The organism is Streptomyces sp. NPDC053069 (genome assembly GCF_044546895.1).
Lineage (GTDB): Bacteria > Actinomycetota > Actinomycetes > Streptomycetales > Streptomycetaceae > Streptomyces.
Genome location: NZ_JBITZN010000029.1, coordinates 1 through 16,715 on the forward strand (window position 1 = coordinate 1; position 16,715 = coordinate 16,715).

Genomic DNA, 16,715 nt, shown 5'->3' on the forward strand with positions numbered 1-16,715 from the left:
GCACCGGGTCCTCGCCCCCACACGGCAACCCCGGCTCGACGGATCGTCAAGGTGCTCGTCAACCGGTCCGTTGCTCCCGGAAGACCTTCCACCAGGCACCAGAACATGTTCGCCTTCGGCAGCCCCGCCTTCGTGATCGGCAGCATGGTCGGCTCGGCTGTCGGTAACTCCGCCCGGCGCCGTGCCGCCGCCAACGACGCCCAACCTCGCTGGGTACTCGACGGGGTCGGCGAAATCACCGTCACCACGCGCAGCGTCTACTTCGGCCATCCTCAGTGTCCACTCGACCTCTTCTGGGTCGGCCTCGACACCATCGACCTCGTCGCACCGGACGTCTTCCAAACCAGTTTCCGGGACATCAACAACCACCGGTACACCACGGTGCAGCTCCGCACCCCCTGGGCATCGCTGCTGTTCGTCCTGGCCGCGATCACGGCATTCCCTGCCCACCCGCGGCTGCTGGGACGAGGCTGGCTTCCGACGGACTTCGAAAGCCGATGCGCCCAGATCGGACGGCCATGCCGCCCGGCAGCCCGTCTCCTGTTGGAACACGGGCGCTGACTGCGCAACTGATCTTCGGCATTCCTAAGCGGCCCGCAAGACGACCGTCAGACGGAGGCGACGGTCCAGGTACGGTTCCGCGCATGGAGATCGGAAGATGGGCCGGCCGGGGTGTGACCGCGGTGGCCGTGGGTGGGGCACTGATCGTGCTGGCGGGCTGCGGGGGCAGCGACAAGCCGGTGAGTACGAAGGCGGATGCGAAGCCGACAACGAGCCTGCGGCCGTCGGTTCCGTCGTCGGACATGGTGAAGTCGACCGAGGCGGCCTTGGCGCTCAACCAGCTCCTTCCAGGTGACGACGTGAACGCGTGCTACAGCGAGGTGCAGTGCGATGCGGCTGCCGTGAGGATCAGGGACTTCGTGCGCGACGTGCAGGTCGCGATCGTGACCGAGGTCGGCAGCGATCCGTATTACCAACCTCTCGTGGACGAGGCCGGCGCCATCATGGAGGAGGCTGACGCCAAGCAGGGGACGGCGGCCGAGCGGCGCCAGGACGTGTACACGAAGGCTCAGGCGCTCGACAAGAAGCTGAAAGCCATCGGCCTGGAGGGCTGAAACGGCGGCGCCCGCCCGGGCTGGATGAGGGCCTGGGCGGGCGCACGGACTGGGAGGGCGTCGTTCTTACGGGCGCGCCGCGGACGAGGCGAACGGGCGCGCGGCGAGGTCCTCTCCGGGGCGGGCACACGGCCGGGCGGACTCGTCCGGGCGGATGCCGGAGAGCGGGCGGGAGGTGGACGGGCGCTGGTTCATCGAAGGCTCCTCGAGAGGGGGAAGCATCGGTCGGACAGCAGTGATCTCAGCAGCAGCGGCCCAGGACCGCCAGGGACAAAAGCGGGCAAAATTCGCTTATCCCTTGGGGTGGGAGAGGAGTTGGTGCAGCGGTCTGAGATGCGGGACAAATCCGCGATCACGCTCTTGGCCCGGTCCGTACGGCGAACCTTCCAGCAGGCCCCTGAGCCGTCGCTTCCGGTGTGCCCGGCGGGCGCCGAGTCGGTTATGCCTGCTTCCGGCAGGACTCAGGCGGACGGCCGTCAGCCGCCGCGTGCACTGCGCGTGATCGACGCGCGGCACAAGCACGGCCCGCAGGCGGCCACGCGAAGGGCCCGCGCCTCGGCACCCGGGGAGGGTGTGCCAAGGCGCGGGCCCTGTGCCGGCGGACGGTGGTCAGTTGGTCTGCATCGGCACGTCGATATAGGTGCGGCTCACCCAGCCCCACTGGCCCTTGTGCGCCCCGTAGTAGGGCTTCAGGTAGAGGCTGTCCCGTAAGCCCGGCGCCCGCACCGCGAGCGAAGCAGGGTCGTTCGGCTGCTCGTTGCCGGAAGGCGGCAGAGATCGGCCGAATCTTGATGCCGGAACATGCCGTTCACGTCGGGCAACCAGGCGGCTACGTTGTTCCGGCAGTCCTCGATGAGCGCAGCCGGTCCGCCGATCATTTTGGTGGTATGAGGCGATTGTGGGGGAAAGATGGGTTACGTGGTAGTGGCGCTGACGGCCGTGGTGGCAATTCTGGCCGTCCCGATGACCGTGCTTGTACGCCGAGAACGCCGACGCATACCGCTCAATCCCGAAGCGCATCGGATCGAAGCGGCAGCTACCCGCGGGCTTCGCGATGCACGCCGCCAGGCTCATGCCTATCAACATTTCGCCGATGCCAACGGCGTCAGCGCCCTGCGGGACCGTGACGCCCGGTAATAGTCACCGGTCAACCGCCGCGAGATTTCGGTCGGCAGCCACTTTGATGGGTATGCGTCAGCCGGTGACCGCGAGGTTATGCAGGCGGGCGATGCCCAGCATGGCCTGATGGATGCCATCGCCCTTAAGGCGGCAGTCACGAAGGATCTTCCAGTTCTTCAACCGGGACAGCGCGTGTTCCACCCGTGCCCGGGCTCGGCGGTGCACCATGTTCTCCGCCTCCTGCTGTGCGCTGAGGCGTCTTTGGCCGCGCCGTTTGCGGTGCGGGATGAGCAAGCCGGTGCCCTGGTATCCGCCGTCGGTGATGGTCGGTGCACTGCGGCAGACCCGGTCGATGCCGGACTCCGAGAACGCCCGGCAGTCGTTGCGGCTGCCGGGCAGCGGCAGGCCGATCGCCACCACCAAGCGGCTGTTGGCATCGATCAGACCTGTAGGTTCGTCGAGTACCTATAGTTCTTGCTGGAGGCGGCCACGCTGCGATCACGGGTGGGCACCAGGGTGCCGTCCACGATGTAGACGGTGTCCTTGCGCGGCCGACGGGCCGGCGAGATGGCCAGCAGGGGCGCCAGGTGGTCGAGGATGCGGTCAGCCGCAGACTTCGAGACCCCGAACAACGGCGCCACCTGCCGCAACGTCAGGTTCGTGCGCCAGTACGTCGCCACCAGCAACACCCGGTCCTCCAGCAGCAGCCGCCAGGGACGGCCGCGCTGAACGTCGCCACCGCGACGCCGCAACAACGCCACCAGCTTGGCGAACTGCGTCTCGCTCAACCCGGAGAACGGCTCAATCCACATCGGATGACGCCCTGGCCCTTGGGGAGCAGCCCGAGGCTGGTGTAACCGGTGCCAGGCCCGGTGCGGAAGTCGACGGTGGCGGTGACCCGGGTGTCGAGCTTGACCTGATGGGTGTCCATCACCGCGGCCGTCCTCACCCTGCAGGGGCAACGCTGAAAGAGCTCAGTGGACTCATACTCCTGGGATCACGTGAACAGCTCTCTCGCCCTGGTGATGTGGCTGCAGGGGCTGGTCAGCGCCGGGGCTTGATCTCGTCGAGCGTCTCTTCGACCGGGCCCGCCAAGACATCGATCAGACCGTAGCGGCTCCGTACCTCGCGGTTTGTCCGCTCGGAGAACGGACGGCCTTCCTCACCCACCGGCGCGATGACTGGTGCCACGTCTACACCATGCGGGCCAAAACGCCAATAGGTAATGACACGACGCCGCAATCTCGTATATTGATCGATCGCATTGTTCTCTCCCATCTCGGCCGTTTGGATGATGGCGTCGTTCTCTTTCTGGTCTACCTTCGCCCAATGGGGCACAGCAACGCCCCGCCAGGAGTAACTAGGACGTCCGAAATTTTCCATAACGAGCCGGTCTTTACGCGCCAGACTCAGGGTGGCGTAGAAGGTCAGCTTGTCGAAATTCGTGTCGCTGGGAAGCTGAACAACAGTCCGCGTGAGCGACTCGTCGTTCGCCTCGACCCAATTTCCGGGAGGCATCCACGGCTGCGCCGCCACGAGCTTGCCCGGCTGGTAGACCTCCCTGCGGGTGAGCGGGTGCTTCTCCCGGTATCTAGCCCATTCCTCGGCGTCCTCTCGCCACTTCGAGCGGGCCAGGTCCGTCGGACTCACCGTCACGTCCTCTCCCATGGCATGGAACTCGGCGCCCAGCACGTAGAAGCCTATATCGCTGTGATTCACGAGCTTGATGTCGACCGGCGCGGAAACCACCTTGCGGTCAGCACTGAACACCGCCTTGCCCACATTAAGCGGCACGAGAGGGGTGGCCTACCGGACAGGTAGGGCCCAGGCCGGCTCGGCTGCTGAGGGACTACGTGCGCACTGGCGGCCTACCTCGGGCCGCGGCTGCTAGTTACCGAGCCGCTCATCGGTCCATCTCCTTGCTCCTTGGACGATGCAGGGAGACCGGTTGAGGACGTTCGGCAGGCCCCGATGCTGCCCTGGCAAGAGACCTGGTGCCTCCCAAACTCATCAACATCACCCGACCGGGGATCGAGACGCCTCCCAAACCCATCGACAAGTGACGTCGCTACTGCTCGATAAATCCAGGCTCCGCGACATCGTTCAAAAGCCGTCAGAAACGACCTAGGGCACAGGGCCGGCCGCAGGTGCAGTCCTGCCGTCGCGAGAGAAGCGCCAGCTACCGGGCTGCGCACTGTCAGGAGCGGCCCAGCACGCGGGTGAGGCCAGCAACCAGTGTGGTGGCGAGTATCCATCCCGAGGCGATGAGCACGTAGGTGAACCACTGGAGTCCGCTCTGCGGCAGGAACGCTTTCTCCTGGCCGAAGTCGATGATGGGCAGCAGGAGGTCCAGTGTGTAGATCGAGGAGTTGAAGTCCGGACCGTGGCCTGGATCGACAGGACGTGGCTCGCTGATGCTGAAGACGACTGTGCCGAGGACGGTGAGGATGATGAGCCACCCGCCGGCCAGGGCTGGACGATAGCCATATCCTGCGACGACGTCCTGCAGCCAGTCCCAGATCTTGGTGGCCCACGGCAACGTTGAGCAGCGGTGACGGTACTTGGCGCGCAGAACCCTGCGGGCTTCGCCGTCATGACCGAGGGCCCGGTAGGCCGCCGCCAGTTGCTCGTAGGGGTGAGGCAGGTACTGCCCGTTCAGGCTGGTCTGGAGCCAGGCGAGCCGAGTACGGGTCGAGCGCGGCGGCAGCGGTTCGAGTCGCTCGTAGGTGAGCGCATCCAGGTCCACCAGGGGACCTTCTTGGGCACGGTCGATCAGCTTGCCGATGGTGGCTCCGCGCAACGAGACCGACTTCGTGTCCGTCTGTGCTGTGGTGATGTCCAGGCGTCGGGCGTGGATGTCATCGAGGCGGATTGCCGGCTGGCCTGGGGGAACATCAGAGACCACCGCTTGCGAGAACAGTGCCTCGCCGTTGATGCGTGCCCCGGTCAGAATCATGCCGTGCGCCACCCGGATCTCCGACGCCCACAACGTGTCGCACGTTAAGAGCTGGGCCCCGAAAGCTGGTTTGTCCTCTGCGCGTCCGATGTCAGCCTGGCGCAGGTCGATGCCCCCGATGCGTGCGCTGGCGAGAGCCAGCCACTTCCCCACGGAGAGGCCGAAGCGGCCGTTGAACCATGACCCGATCGTGAGGAGATTTCCGTTGATCCCACCGCCGACGTGTGCGCGATCGAGGTTCAGGTCGAGCGTGATGTTGCTCCCCTGTATCCAAATATTTCCCTCCACGACCGCGTTCCGCATGTCGAGGCCTGGGCTGATCAGTGCCTCCGCGCTGAGCTCGGGCAGATGGGACCCGGATAGGTAGACCGCGAGTGTCGTGGCATGCCGAAGGCTCACCGACTCGGAGAAGGAGCATCTGTCGAAGTCGATCTCGTAGCCGATAGTCGCAGAGGTGAGGTCGAGTGCACCGGTCACTCGTGCGCCTGTGACACGGAGCGCACAGACCTTTCCGGGACGGGCGGGCGGCCCATGGAGGAGCAGGACAGCGATCACATGAGCTCTGATCTGCCGCTCCGGCCCCCAGGCCGACCCAGTGGAGGGATCGTCGACAGCTTCAGCGCCTGTGCGCAGGTCCAGCATGCTGCCGTCGCGGAAAGCGGACCAGAGTCGGCGCTCAGGGGGGCTCCAGTTTCTTGGCGGTGACAGGTCATCGGGATCGCGGCGATGGGCCATGGTTCGTTGTACGGGCATCCCAGCCCCTGGCACCAGGGGTGTGGGGCAGGAACTTGCCGGGGCACCTCAGTTGCCCCATCTCGCCGCAGTCGGTGGTCGTCGCCCAGGTAATGTCCGCTGCCGGGAGGTCTCGGATGAGGCAGGGGGCAGCGGTCACCATACGTGGTCGCCGTGCCGGCGACGGCGGCCGGGGGCCATCCTTTCCCTCCCGCTGACGCGATGGGTACGCGGCTCCTCGGGCTCCGGCGCCTCGGGCAGCGGATGGTGCTCGCGTTTCGCCTCGATGATCTGTGCCGTCGCCTCGGTGTACTGGTCGCGGAAGTCCAGACCCTCAAGGTCGTCTGGGGCCAGTGCGAGGTGCTGGCTGTTCGTCCGGCTGTCAGCGGCGGCCTGTTCAATGTCCGCCGCCATGACTGTTCACGAGCTAGTGTCCGTGCTGGCCGATCCCGACGTCCTGCGTGCCCGTTGTCGGGCGCTGACGCTGCTCGACGTTGTGCTCGGCGGTTTTGCTGCGAGGCACGACTACTTCCCGGGCTGGCGTGCAAGCGTGGACTTGGCCACGATGGAGAACGGCTCGGGTGATCTGTATGGGGTCGTCTTCGATCCGGAGACGGGGTCTTTCTCTACGGTTTCGACCATGAATGCGATGCCACTCCGTGGCGGGAGTGGCTCAGGTAACGGTGCGACGGCGGCGACAGGGTGAAAAGGGCGGATGCGTGACTCCGGGGAGAACTACGAGGCCGTTGACAGAATTGCGGCGCCGCCAGCTCGACATCGACCACGTCGTACCCCTGGCCAACGCCTGGCGCGAAGTACGTGTACCACCTCAACGTCACCGAGGCGGAGGAGAGCAAACTGAACGAGATGCTGGACACGTGCGAGGCATGAGCGACGACCCGAACACCGCCTGGTACCAGGACGAGGTCACGGCCGGGCCGGGCGGAGTGATGACCGACGACGTCGGAGTCATCACCGGCGACCTCACCGTCCGCACGACTCCCGGCCCTGACGGGCACACCGCACACGTCACCGTCCAATACACCGGCGCCGACGAGTGGTACACCCTCACCGGCAGTCCCACCCCCATCCCCGACCGGTGCCTGGCGGCCTACCACCGTGACCTCCTCGGACGCATCCGGCGCGGCCAGGGCGCCACGGCCACCTGACCCGACGCATCAGCACTCCGGCCTGGTGGCAGGCCGGAGCTGCTCACGGTCCCTGTTCTGCTGGGATCTGGCGTGGGTAGCGTGTGGGCATGCCCAGCGGCCGAAGGCAGCGTCGAGACGGTTCGTCCAAGCGCGTCCAGCTGACCAGCGGGGACCATAGCGGGCCGAAAGACAAGAAGTCCAAAGGCCGGCGGGCAAAGACCATCAGCCCCGGCGGCCAGGCCGCGCGTGCGCGGGTCTACGCGAGGTAGAACGCTTCCGAGAGTCCATCCGCGCTGCCGAACAACGTCGGGCAGCACGCCGGGACTCAACATCTGCGGCACCGCTACCGGACACCAATCAGCAGATGGCCTCGGAAGAGCACCCCGTCGACGCACACGCAGCGCTGCGCCTTCACCTCACCCAGTGTCTCCAAGCAGCCCAGAACCACGACTGGAGCCGGCTCAAGGACAGCGCCGAACAACTCGCGCGTGCTGCCGCACATTTGGAAGCCCAGGTCAGCTCAGAACCGATGCCCCCCGGCGCCTGACGGATCCGCGTAGCAGCCGAAGGCCTGCAGATGCATGTGGCTGGAGCGGCTGCGAGGCCGACGAACGGACCAGGAGTATCCGGGTCAGCGCAGCCGGGTCAGCCGCAGACCGCCCGTCGACCGGCCCGGGCGGAAGGCGACGCCGTACTCCCGAGCGAACCTGTTCGCCTCCGTGGCAGAACCGCCCATCGAGCGCAGGTAGAAGGCGTAAGGCACCGACTCGATCTGCTCCGCGTCCAGGCGCAGCGACCAGCGGTTGCCCGGTCGGTCGAAATACGCTGTGCGCACCCGTTCTGCCAGGCCCGCGGCCGGCGGTACGCGCAGCAGGGCTCCGATCCGCACGTACACGCGCAGCGCATCCATCTCCGACGGGCGCAGCTCGACCAGCGTCTCACCCTCCGCAGGTTCGTCGTGTGGCGGGACGGGGGCTGGGCTGTCGGTGTAGGTCAGCGCGTCGTGGCCGGAGGGGGAGAGCCGCGCCGCCCACAGGATGGGCCGGCCCTCGTAGGCGGTCAGCTCCGCGCGCATCTCCCGGTCGGCCAGTTCCGCCAGCCCCCGCCCTGCTGCGCTCTTCACTGCCTGCTGGTGGTGTGGCGGTGGGTCTCCCGAGAGCACCCAGCCCCACCGGGCTGGCTAGGGCGGCGCTTTCTGGCTCCACCCGGGGCGACTCCAACTGGCCCCAGCTTGCGGTCGCTTCGTGAAGATAAGGCGTTGTGAAGTGGCTCCGGCAAGCGGTTCGAGTCGGGACCACCGGGGCAGCAGGGATGCGAAACACGGTCGCCGTGGGACCGCCTTGTGGTGATGACGGCAGTGGTCGGACGGCAGCACAATGCGCGGGTGGACAACAACGTCATTATTCGTCCGGCCACCTCTGATGAACTGGACGCCATCGCTGAACTTCGATGGCAGTGGATCCTTGAGAATCAGGACGTTCCTGTCACCGGGCATGAGGAGTTCATGCAGCACTTCGTCGCGTGGGCGAGAGAGAACACGTCGTCGCATCGCTGCATGGTCATGGTCCGCGATGAGGTGATCATCGGCATGGCCTGGCTGGCGGTCCTTCCGCGGGTGCCCAGCCCGCGTGCCCTGCACCGGGCATCGGGCGACCTGCAGTGTGTGTATCTCGTTCCTCCCGAACGTGATGGTGGCCTGGGCGGCCGGCTCATCGATGCGGTCCTGGACCGTGCTCGGGAGCTCGGGCTCGAACGCGTCACCGTGCACTCCAGTCCTCGCGCAGTCCCGGCCTACTCCCGGCACGGATTCGAATCATCGCCTCGTCTGCTTCACGCCCACGTTGCCCGCACCACTTCCTATCCGTGATGGCCGATGAGGTGCTACTTCATCCCGTTGCTCTTCGCCTTGGTGGGCAAGGCGGTAGGACTCGGTGCCGGTCTCGATGAGAGTGGCGTTGAAGGTGAGCCGGTCCACGATCGCTGCGCAGAGCCGAGGGTCGGTGAAGGTCTTTGACCAGCCGGTGAACGCCTCGTTGGAGGCGATCGCGATGCTGTTCTTCTCCTCCCTCCGTCAGAACCTGGAAGAGCATCTCGGCGCCGCGGCGGTCGAGTTCGAGATAGCCGAGCTCGCCGATTTCGAGAAGGTCGACGCGCCCGTAGCGGGCGATGGTCTTGCCGAGCTGCTTGTCGTCTGCGGCCTCGACGAGCTCGTTCACCAGGGAGGCGGCGGTGGTGTAACGGACACGGTAGCCGGCCATGGCGGCCGCGGTGCCCAAGCCGATCAGCAGGTGGGATGGTGCCTGATGCGGGGATGCTCCTCGAGCCAGGTCCGGGTGGACACGCTGGTGCGGGAGGACAGATTGTCGGTGATCACGTAGAGATCCCCGACGGGGTTGGCATCCTCGACCAACTGGAGGAACTGCTGGTAGAAGACGCTGTTGCGGGAGGTGGCGGTCATCGTGATCGCTTGACCGTCGCGGACGCGTAAGGCGCCGTAGACGCAGGTCTTCTCCGGTCCGCGCGAGTAGTCGATCTCGTTCTTGATGCGGTGCCCGTCCGGCGACCAGCCCAGTGCCGGCGGGAAGGTGCGTGGGATCACCGGGCCGAGCTCGTCGGCGCAGACCACCGTCGCGCCGTCGGGCGGCTGGTGTAGAGCTCGACGATCCGTGTCCTTTTCCCTGAAGTCCACATCTCTCGAGCGGGTCCACGAGCGCGTGCGCCGCCAGCGCATCCCCTCGGCCAGCAGGATTCGGCGCACCTGGGAGCGGCTGACCCCGATGCCCAGGCCCCGGGCCGCAGCAGTCAGCGTGTCCAAGGTCCACTCCGCCGGCCCCGACTCGTCCGCGGCCCACATCTCGTTCGACGGCTGCACCTCCAGCCGACCCGGCGGCCTCAGCTTGATCAGGCCGACGATCCTCGAGCGCTCGGCCTCGGTGATTCTTCGCTTGCGTCCCTGCCCGCCCAGCACCCGCCCCCGAGCACCGGCAACTCCCCGCTACCAGCAGCTATACCCACCGAAAGCGGATTTTCGGCAGGCCGGGTTGGGCGGAGGCCATGAAGCGCGGGCTCAGTCGGTGTCAAGGCCATCGATCAGTCGGTTGAGGAACCGGGTGAAGGTGGCTTCGGGGGTGAGGGGGCGCCCGGGGGCGGAGAGGGCTTCGGCGAGTTCCGGGTGGTGGCCGTCCGCGGCGACAGTGGCGAGGTAGCGGGCTTCGGCTGCGGATCGGTCGGGGGACTGTGCGGCTGCGGCCTGCGCGATTTCGTGGGCGACGTGCCCGGCCACGAATGCTGTGAGTTGGGCGAAGATCTCCAGCTTCGCCGTACCGTCCAGTCCAGTAGGCCGCAGGGCGGCGAGCGCATGTTCCAGGAAGGCCAGGGTGTTGGGTCCGGGGATGCGTCGAGTGGACAGGGCGGCGGGCAGCCAGGGGTGTCGCAGCATGTGGGTGCGCTGTAGGTGGGCGATGGCCTTCAGGTCGGCGCGCCAGTCGCCGGTGGGAGTGTTCGTGGTCGGCAGTTCGCCGCTGACGTGGTCGACCATCAGGTTCAGCAGCGTCTCTTTGTCGGGGGCGTAGCTGTAGAGCGACATGACGCCGGCTCCGACCTGTGCGGCGACTTTCCGCATGGTGACCGCTTCGAGCCCCTCGGCGTCCGCCAAAGCGACGGCCGCCGCGGTGATCGCTTCCCGGCTGTAGGCAGGCTTGCGACCTCTGCGCGGCTGGTCAGAGGTCAGCCAGAGCTGTTGAGGGTCGACGCCTGGGGCGCCGGCCCCTCCGTCACGGGGCATGGCCCTGCTCCTTCCTTGATCGGCGGCCCTTGCGGGCCTCAGTCAAGCATCCTCTATTCTCGTACATCGTACGTAAATTGAGGAGGGAACGATGACGTCACGCACGCACGCTTCTGCGTCGAGGCCGACCTGGGCACCGCCTTCCGGCAAGCCGCCACTGGCCTCACGGATAATGAGGGCGACCTGGCGCGGCCTCCCGGCCAAACAGCACGATGTCGGGTGGGAGCCGGGGCTGCAGGTCCCGGCCGCCGACGGCAGCCCGCTGATCACGGACCACTACTTTCCGCGCGCCGAGGGCGACTTCCCCACCCTCCTGGTGCGCTCGCCGTACGGCAGGGGCCTGCCGTGGTCCCCCATGTACGGCCTGCTCTTCGCCGAACAGGGCTTTCACGTGGTCCTGCAGAGCTGCCGCGGCACCGGCGGTTCTGGGGGTGCGTTCGACCTGTGGCGCAATGAGGCCGCCGACGGCCAGGCCACAGTGTCCTGGCTGCGCGAGCAGCCCTGGTTCAACGGCACACTGGGCACCGTCGGCCCCAGTTATCTGGGCTACGTGCAATGGGCCCTCGCCGTGGACCCGCCGCCAGAACTGAAGGCAATGGTGGTGCAGGTGGGCCTGCACGATCCCTACGCCCTGTTCCACGCGCACGGTGCGCTACGCCTGGAGACCGCACTCGCCGTCGGCGTAGGTATGACCTACCAGCACCAAGGCATGGCACCCTTCTTGAGGGCGACACTGCGCCTGCAGCGCCGCCTGCGTGCTGTCACCACCGCACAGCCCCTGCGGGGCGCGTACGCGGCGGCCCTCGGGGGCGAGGTGCCCTGGCTGGATGACGTGATGACACACCCGGACGCCAAGGACGCGTACTGGCGTGGCGCGTCCCTGGCGCAGGTGGCGGAGCGGCTCAGCGTGCCCACGAGTCTGATCACCGGATGGCACGATGCGCTGGTCGACCAGACCTTCGAGCAGTACGCCCGGCTACGTCAGGCCGGATGCGAGACCGCCCTGCTTGTCGGCCCTTGGACCCACACCTCCGCCCTGCAACAGGGATGGCCCGAGGTGTTCGCCGAGAGCCTCGCCTGGCTGCGCGCCCACCTGTGCGCCGACCCCTCCGGCCTGCGTCCCACTAGGGTGCGCGTGCACATCGGCGGCGAAAACGCCTGGCGCGACCTCGACGACTGGCCGCCGACCACTGCCGTCGGCTCCTGGTTTCCCACCGTGCAGGGGCATCTCACCCGGCAGGCTCCCACGGACTCCGCACCACTGGCGTCGTTCCGCTACGACCCGGGCGACCCCACCCCGTCTCTCGGCGGCCCTCTGCTCTCACGTACCGCCGGTCCTCGCGACAACAGCAGCCTGGAGGCTCGGGAAGACGTCCTGACGTTCACCGGCCCCCCGCTGACCGAGCCCGTGGACATCTTCGGGCCGGTCTCGGCGCGGTTGAGTATCTCCACGGACACCGGTCATGCCGACGTCTTCACCCGCCTGTGCGACGTGGACCCACAAGGCCGCTCCGTCAACATCTGTGACGGGCTGGGCCGACTGCGGACGGACGGGCAGGAGCCGTCGCAGATCACCGTGCCGATGAGCTCAACCGCCCACAGATTTGCCGTCGGTCACCGCATACGCTGGCAGATCAGCGGAGGCGCCCATCCGCGCTACGCACGCAATCCCGGCAACGGGGAGTCGCCGGTGGACGCCACCACCTTCATACCGGTGCGCATCACGCTCCACACCGACTCGGCGCTGATGCTTGCGATGCACTCCCACAGTTCCGGGCTCAGCCCTGCGGTGAACGGCTGACCAGCCGGAACCGACGGCCCGGCTCACTCCTCGGCGCCGTCTTCGTCGTCCAAGCCGACCGCCTCCGGGTTACGCAAGGCGCGCAGGCCGCCGCCGGCCGGGGTGGAGGGGCGGAAGGTGTAGCGGCCCAGCACGTTGAGGTTCGCGTGCTTGAGCGGGGAGAGCCGGGCCACGTCCTCGTCCAGGACATCGTGCTCGCGCGCTTCGGCGGGCAGTACCCGCAACCGTTCGACGGAGGCGTCCAGGTAGCGGGTCGTCCACAGCACCGCGGCGTTGAGGACCAGGCCGAGCGCGCCAGGACTACCCGCTACGCCGTGGAGGGGTTCGGGCTGCGGTACCAGATGTCCGGCATCAACGCGGCCATCGGCCTCGCCCAGCTCCCGCACTTCGAGAAGACGGAGACCACCCGCCGAAGCCTGTGGCGCGCGTACCGGCGAGCCCTCGCCGGCCTGGACCGCGTGAGGCTGGTCGATGTCGACCCCGACCGGTCCGTGCCTCACCTGTGCCAGGTCCTCATCCCGCGCCGGGACGAGGTGCACGTGCGGATGAAGGCCCGCGGCATCGGCGTCGGTGTCCACTACCCGCCCAACCACCTGCAGCCGGCGTTCGCCGAGTGGCGGCGCGACTTGCCCAGCACCGAGCAGGTCGGCCAGGAGATCCTGACGCTGCCGTTCCACCAGCACCTCACCAAGACTGACATCGACCAGGTCGTCACCGCCCTCGGCCAGGCCCTGAAGACCGTGGGAGCCGCATCGTGCGCAAGGTCCTGACCATCTGCCTCGGCAACCACTGCCGATCGCCGTTCGCCGCGCTTGCCCTCGCCCGGCGGGGCGCCGCCGAGCTGGAAGTCCGCTCGGCCGGGCTGATCGGGAAATGGGCGGGTGAGCCCGCCAACGAGTCGATGATCACCGCTGCTCGGCGCCTCGGCCTCGACCTCACCGCCCACCGCGGCCGGCAGATCACCCTCGAAATGCTCAGCTGGGCCGACGGCGTCCTCGCGATGGACACCGCCGTCCTCGAAACGCTCCGCGCGATCTGCGGAGCGGCCAACGAGCGCAAGCTCGGGCTCTACCTCGGCGACGGCGACGTTCCCGACCCGATGGGCCAGGGCCAGGAGGCATTCAATGCCTGCGCCGTCCTCATCGAGGCGGGGACGGCTCTCCACGTCGACCAGCAGTGACCGGCTGCCCGGACGCGGCGGAAAGGATCTCGTCCACGAGCCTGTCGGCCGCGTCCGGACGGCCGTACGCGCGGGCCCGCTCCGCCATGCCCCACCGAAGGCGGGCATCGGCAAGGAGCGGGCCCAACGCGTTGCGCACCTGGTCCGCCGTCACGTCACCTTCGAGCGCGACGGCTGCCCCGGCCTGCTGCAGGTGCCGCGCGTTGTGTGCCTGCTCGTTGCCCGCCGACGACGCAAGCGGTACGAACACCGCGGGCTTGCCCAGCGCGGTCAGCTCCGCCAGCGTCCCCGCACCGCTGCGGGAGATCACCACATCGGCGAGGGCCAGCACGTCCGGTAGCTCCGGACCGACGAACCCGGCCAGGTAGTACCGGCCCGCGAGCTCGGAGGGCAGCCCAGCCGCCCGCGTCTGCAGGCTCTCGACGTTGGCGGGGCCGCACTGGTGCACCACGTTCGCCTGCTGCAGCAACCACGGCAGCACCTCGCCGACCAGTTCGTTGATCTGCTGCGAACCCTGCGCGCCACCAGTGACGTACACGGTCGGCAGCTGCCGGTCGAAGCCCCACAGCCGCAGCGCCTGCACGGCCCTGTCCGCGTGTCCGGACAGGATTTCCGGCCGTACCGGGTTGCCCGTCACCACGGCGATCTGCCGCGCCGACTCCGACAGCAGCGCCAACGTCGACTCCGACGACACGCAGATCCTTGCAGCCGACGCTGCTAGCTTCCGGTTCGCCAGCCCCAGCCGCACCGTCTGCTCGTGCAAAACCAGCGGGCGGTGGCACATCCGCGCCGCCAGCCCGGCCGGGACCGCCACGTAGCCGCCCGTCGCGACAGACTTGGGGGCAACGGCATGGCTACGCAGAAGCGGGGAACGGCACGGCGCACAACGCCCACTCCTTCGAGTCCAAGGTCAACGGCAGCGTGTACGCGATCGGCTTCGGCTCCGGTTCGGGCTGCTTGTACCAGGAAATCCGCGAGGACGACTACTCCGAGAACTGGGGGTGGGCTGGAAAGTTCGACGGCGTCAGCCACGACCCCATGGGCTGCAAGCCTGGCTGAGCCACACACCGCCGTGAGGCGGCAGCTCATCGCGGTCCATCGGCCCCAGTGCAAGCTGCCCCTCCCGGACGGCGCGCAGCAGGCCTTCGTGCGCCAGGCAGTGCCCGTAAAAGTCGGCCCGCACCGCAACGACCACCAACAGGCTCCCCGCCGGCCCGGTGGTCGCGCACAGCGCGTCCAGGAACGCCCGGCGTTCGAGGCGCTCCTCGAACAGGCCCAGCAGTTCCGTCACCGCCTTGCGCCGACCGAAGAACCATCCCGCGTCCCGCTGCCCGAAGGAGACCAGCCACGCCGGTCCGGCAGGCCGGCAGGGACGCCCGACTCATGACCGGTTCCGCACAAGGCCGGGCGTCCGTAACCTCGTGCGTCGGTGCCCGTTCCCCTGGGGATGGATGAACTCCTTGATCCCGCCCGTGACATGCCGGAGCTGCACAAGCCGCGCCTGCCACTGTTCACCCTTTCCGAGGTACACGAGCTACTCGACGTCCTGCAGCACTTCGGCACCACCGACCACGGCTGGGGAGCCCGAGCCCGCCACTTCGCAGCCGAACTCACAGCCCGCGGCCCCTCACGCGACGGCTAGTTCGTGTCTTTTGGATCACCTCGCTGACCAGATGAAGATGGTGGCGAGGTGGAGGCCAACGAGGCGTGTGGTGCGAGTTCGCCGGATGACCGCTTGAGGGTGAAGGCGATGAGCAGCCCGAAGGCGAGGGCGGCGGTGGCGGTGCGGGCGTCGTTGAAGAGTTCCCAGCGGCGCAGGATCTCCGCGTGGTCGGGCGGCGGTGCGGTGGCGGCCCACTGTTTGATGCGGCCGTTGATCGGGACGTTCCCGAACCGCGTGATCAGAAAGGAAGACACCGTCAGGAACCCCGCCGCGCTGGCCAGGACGCGGGCCCGGCCGCGTACCGAGGTGGCCAGGGCGAGGGTGCTGAGGGCCGAGACCGCCATCGTGGCCTGCATGGTGATGCCGTTCATCTTCATCAGCTCGGCGTGGAAGTCGAGCCGCATCTCGATCGGTACGGCGTTGAAGGTCGGGACCAGGTTGGCGGCGCCGTAGCCGAAGGCTCCGGACAGCAGGCCGGTGGAGAAGAGAGCGAGCGCCTGGAGGGGCCGGGTGCGTCGCACTTCCGTCACCGGCGGGTGAAGCGGCTGGCCGCCTCGCCGCGGAGTCGGCCGGGCGGCAGACGGCGGCCGAAGGCGAGCAGGAGGAGGTCCTGGGCAGTTCCGTATACCGGATCCGCCCCGGACCCGTAGGACCAGTCCATGTCCTCGGCGCACAGCCGTACGCCGGTGAGGTCGACGCCGAAGAACTTCAGTCCGCGGGGCTGGATCGCGTCGAGCAGGATGCGCAGCCGGTCCGCGGGGACGCGCCGGTCGAGCCCGAGGGCGGCCGTGACGTCCAGGCCGTGGACTACGTCGTGGCCGAGGGCGGCCGGGAGCCCGCCGACCGGCGGCGTCCACGGGTGGTGGGCGTGGTCGCGGAGGAAGGCGCTGAGCTCGGTAGTGGAGTGGGCGGCCGCGTCCCGTCGGGCGACTCGGTCGGTCATGCGGTGGAGGTTGCCCCGTGCCCTCAGGAGTTCGCCCAGGGTGGCGGGGAGGGAGAGTCGGAAGCCCATGGACATGTGGGCGACGACCTCGCGGACGGTCCAGCCCGTACACAGGCTGGGGGCGTGCCAGTCGTCGACCCGCAGGGCGTCGAAGAGATCGGCCAGCTCGCGGCGTTCGGCGGCGATGGCGGCCTTGAGGGCGGCCTGCTTGTCTGCGGTGGGTTCCGTCGTGCTTTGCATGTGATCAAGCCTGCGGGTGGCTGATTCATAT

General features: G+C 68.0%; 21 protein-coding genes and 4 pseudogenes. 9 read left to right on the forward strand and 16 right to left on the reverse strand.

The genetic code is table 11. The annotated features are described in order from the left end of the window. Positions 1–105 precede the first annotated feature (105 nt). The gene (locus ACIGXP_RS39630; protein WP_399776816.1) at positions 106–561 is read left to right on the forward strand and encodes a hypothetical protein; all 456 of its coding nucleotides are present in this window, start codon (positions 106–108) and stop codon (positions 559–561) included. A gap of 113 nt (positions 562–674) precedes the next feature. Continuing rightward, a complete protein-coding gene (locus ACIGXP_RS39635; protein ID WP_399776818.1) occupies positions 675–1,115 on the forward strand; it encodes a hypothetical protein in 441 nt (146 codons plus the stop codon). 66 nt (positions 1,116–1,181) lie between these two features. On the opposite strand, the gene ACIGXP_RS39640 is transcribed toward ACIGXP_RS39635, so the two are convergent. The 7 genes and pseudogenes from ACIGXP_RS39640 to ACIGXP_RS39670 all read right to left on the reverse strand — a co-directional run bounded on the left by ACIGXP_RS39640 (position 1,182) and on the right by ACIGXP_RS39670 (position 6,336). Further along, on the reverse strand, positions 1,182–1,310 hold the full coding sequence (locus tag ACIGXP_RS39640; RefSeq protein ID WP_399776821.1) for a hypothetical protein: 129 nt from the start codon (positions 1,308–1,310) through the stop codon (positions 1,182–1,184). A gap of 414 nt (positions 1,311–1,724) precedes the next feature. Next, positions 1,725–2,189, reverse strand: a complete 465-nt coding sequence (locus tag ACIGXP_RS39645; protein WP_399776823.1) for a hypothetical protein — start codon at positions 2,187–2,189, stop codon at positions 1,725–1,727. 120 nt (positions 2,190–2,309) lie between these two features. Then, positions 2,310–3,046: pseudogene (locus ACIGXP_RS39650) on the reverse strand (transposase). Next, positions 3,019–3,165, reverse strand: a complete 147-nt coding sequence (locus tag ACIGXP_RS39655) for a hypothetical protein (RefSeq protein WP_399776826.1) — start codon at positions 3,163–3,165, stop codon at positions 3,019–3,021. Before ACIGXP_RS39655 ends, ACIGXP_RS39650 begins: the two are co-directional and overlap by 28 nt. A 113-nt stretch (positions 3,166–3,278) precedes the next feature. Beyond that, positions 3,279–4,016 (reverse strand): hypothetical protein, encoded by a 738-nt coding sequence (locus tag ACIGXP_RS39660; protein ID WP_399776828.1) that lies wholly within the window; start codon positions 4,014–4,016, stop codon positions 3,279–3,281. 415 nt (positions 4,017–4,431) lie between these two features. Beyond that, positions 4,432–5,667 (reverse strand): hypothetical protein, encoded by a 1,236-nt coding sequence (locus tag ACIGXP_RS39665; protein ID WP_399776831.1) that lies wholly within the window; start codon positions 5,665–5,667, stop codon positions 4,432–4,434. A 411-nt stretch (positions 5,668–6,078) separates the two neighbouring features. After that, entirely contained in the window at positions 6,079–6,336 is a 258-nt protein-coding gene (locus tag ACIGXP_RS39670; protein ID WP_399776834.1) for a hypothetical protein, read from the reverse strand. Here ACIGXP_RS39670 and ACIGXP_RS39675 point away from each other — a divergent pair. Further along, on the forward strand, positions 6,335–6,628 hold the full coding sequence (locus tag ACIGXP_RS39675; RefSeq protein ID WP_399776837.1) for a hypothetical protein: 294 nt from the start codon (positions 6,335–6,337) through the stop codon (positions 6,626–6,628). The genes ACIGXP_RS39670 and ACIGXP_RS39675 overlap by 2 nt on opposite strands. Positions 6,629–6,809: 181 nt before the next feature. Continuing rightward, positions 6,810–7,091, forward strand: a complete 282-nt coding sequence (locus tag ACIGXP_RS39680; protein ID WP_399776839.1) for a hypothetical protein — start codon at positions 6,810–6,812, stop codon at positions 7,089–7,091. A gap of 613 nt (positions 7,092–7,704) precedes the next feature. Here ACIGXP_RS39680 and ACIGXP_RS39685 read toward each other — a convergent pair. Then, positions 7,705–8,196, reverse strand: coding sequence for a DUF6417 family protein (locus tag ACIGXP_RS39685; protein WP_399776842.1), 492 nt, complete (start codon positions 8,194–8,196; stop codon positions 7,705–7,707). Positions 8,197–8,457: 261 nt separating this feature from the next. On the opposite strand from ACIGXP_RS39685, the gene ACIGXP_RS39690 reads away from it, so the two are divergent. Further along, entirely contained in the window at positions 8,458–8,940 is a 483-nt protein-coding gene (locus ACIGXP_RS39690; RefSeq protein WP_399776844.1) for a GNAT family N-acetyltransferase, read from the forward strand. A gap of 42 nt (positions 8,941–8,982) precedes the next feature. Here the strand turns inward: ACIGXP_RS39690 and ACIGXP_RS39695 are convergent. The 3 genes and pseudogenes from ACIGXP_RS39695 to ACIGXP_RS39705 form a co-directional block, all read right to left on the reverse strand. Next, a pseudogene (locus ACIGXP_RS39695) lies at positions 8,983–9,367 on the reverse strand (ATP-binding protein); the annotation flags it as partial. After that, positions 9,355–10,041, reverse strand: a complete 687-nt coding sequence (locus ACIGXP_RS39700; RefSeq protein WP_399776846.1) for an IS630 family transposase — start codon at positions 10,039–10,041, stop codon at positions 9,355–9,357. The pseudogene ACIGXP_RS39695 and the gene ACIGXP_RS39700, both read right to left, overlap by 13 nt. 99 nt (positions 10,042–10,140) lie before the next feature. Further along, a complete protein-coding gene (locus ACIGXP_RS39705) occupies positions 10,141–10,857 on the reverse strand; it encodes a TetR/AcrR family transcriptional regulator C-terminal domain-containing protein (protein ID WP_399776849.1) in 717 nt (238 codons plus the stop codon). 172 nt (positions 10,858–11,029) lie between these two features. Here ACIGXP_RS39705 and ACIGXP_RS39710 point away from each other — a divergent pair, with 172 nt between their 5' ends. After that, a complete protein-coding gene (locus tag ACIGXP_RS39710; protein ID WP_399776851.1) occupies positions 11,030–12,658 on the forward strand; it encodes a CocE/NonD family hydrolase in 1,629 nt (542 codons plus the stop codon). Positions 12,659–12,681: 23 nt separating this feature from the next. On the opposite strand, the pseudogene ACIGXP_RS39715 reads toward ACIGXP_RS39710, so the two are convergent. Next, a pseudogene (locus ACIGXP_RS39715) lies at positions 12,682–12,972 on the reverse strand (Tn3 family transposase); the annotation flags it as partial. Here ACIGXP_RS39715 and ACIGXP_RS39720 point away from each other — a divergent pair. Together ACIGXP_RS39720 and ACIGXP_RS39725 are read left to right on the forward strand one after the other, a co-directional pair. Further along, complete coding sequence (locus ACIGXP_RS39720) at positions 12,973–13,428, forward strand: DegT/DnrJ/EryC1/StrS family aminotransferase (RefSeq protein WP_399776854.1); 456 nt, start codon at positions 12,973–12,975, stop codon at positions 13,426–13,428. After that, a complete protein-coding gene (locus ACIGXP_RS39725; RefSeq protein WP_399776857.1) occupies positions 13,413–13,838 on the forward strand; it encodes a low molecular weight phosphotyrosine protein phosphatase in 426 nt (141 codons plus the stop codon). The genes ACIGXP_RS39720 and ACIGXP_RS39725 overlap by 16 nt, the downstream gene beginning before the upstream one ends. On the opposite strand, the pseudogene ACIGXP_RS39730 reads toward ACIGXP_RS39725, so the two are convergent. Both ACIGXP_RS39730 and ACIGXP_RS39735 read right to left on the reverse strand, forming a co-directional pair. Further along, a pseudogene (locus ACIGXP_RS39730) lies at positions 13,798–14,670 on the reverse strand (UDP-N-acetylglucosamine--N-acetylmuramyl-(pentapeptide) pyrophosphoryl-undecaprenol N-acetylglucosamine transferase); the annotation flags it as partial. The gene ACIGXP_RS39725 and the pseudogene ACIGXP_RS39730 overlap by 41 nt on opposite strands. 192 nt (positions 14,671–14,862) lie before the next feature. Continuing rightward, a complete protein-coding gene (locus tag ACIGXP_RS39735; protein ID WP_399776860.1) occupies positions 14,863–15,129 on the reverse strand; it encodes a hypothetical protein in 267 nt (88 codons plus the stop codon). Positions 15,130–15,267: 138 nt separating this feature from the next. Between ACIGXP_RS39735 and ACIGXP_RS39740 the strand changes: the two genes are divergently transcribed. Beyond that, entirely contained in the window at positions 15,268–15,480 is a 213-nt protein-coding gene (locus ACIGXP_RS39740; protein ID WP_399776862.1) for a hypothetical protein, read from the forward strand. Here the strand turns inward: ACIGXP_RS39740 and ACIGXP_RS39745 are convergent. Continuing rightward, positions 15,477–16,031, reverse strand: a complete 555-nt coding sequence (locus ACIGXP_RS39745) for a DUF1772 domain-containing protein (protein WP_399776865.1) — start codon at positions 16,029–16,031, stop codon at positions 15,477–15,479. The two genes, ACIGXP_RS39740 and ACIGXP_RS39745, sit on opposite strands and share 4 nt — an antisense overlap. Further along, complete coding sequence (locus tag ACIGXP_RS39750; protein ID WP_399776867.1) at positions 16,028–16,684, reverse strand: maleylpyruvate isomerase family mycothiol-dependent enzyme; 657 nt, start codon at positions 16,682–16,684, stop codon at positions 16,028–16,030. The genes ACIGXP_RS39745 and ACIGXP_RS39750 overlap by 4 nt, the downstream gene beginning before the upstream one ends. Positions 16,685–16,715 lie beyond the last annotated feature (31 nt).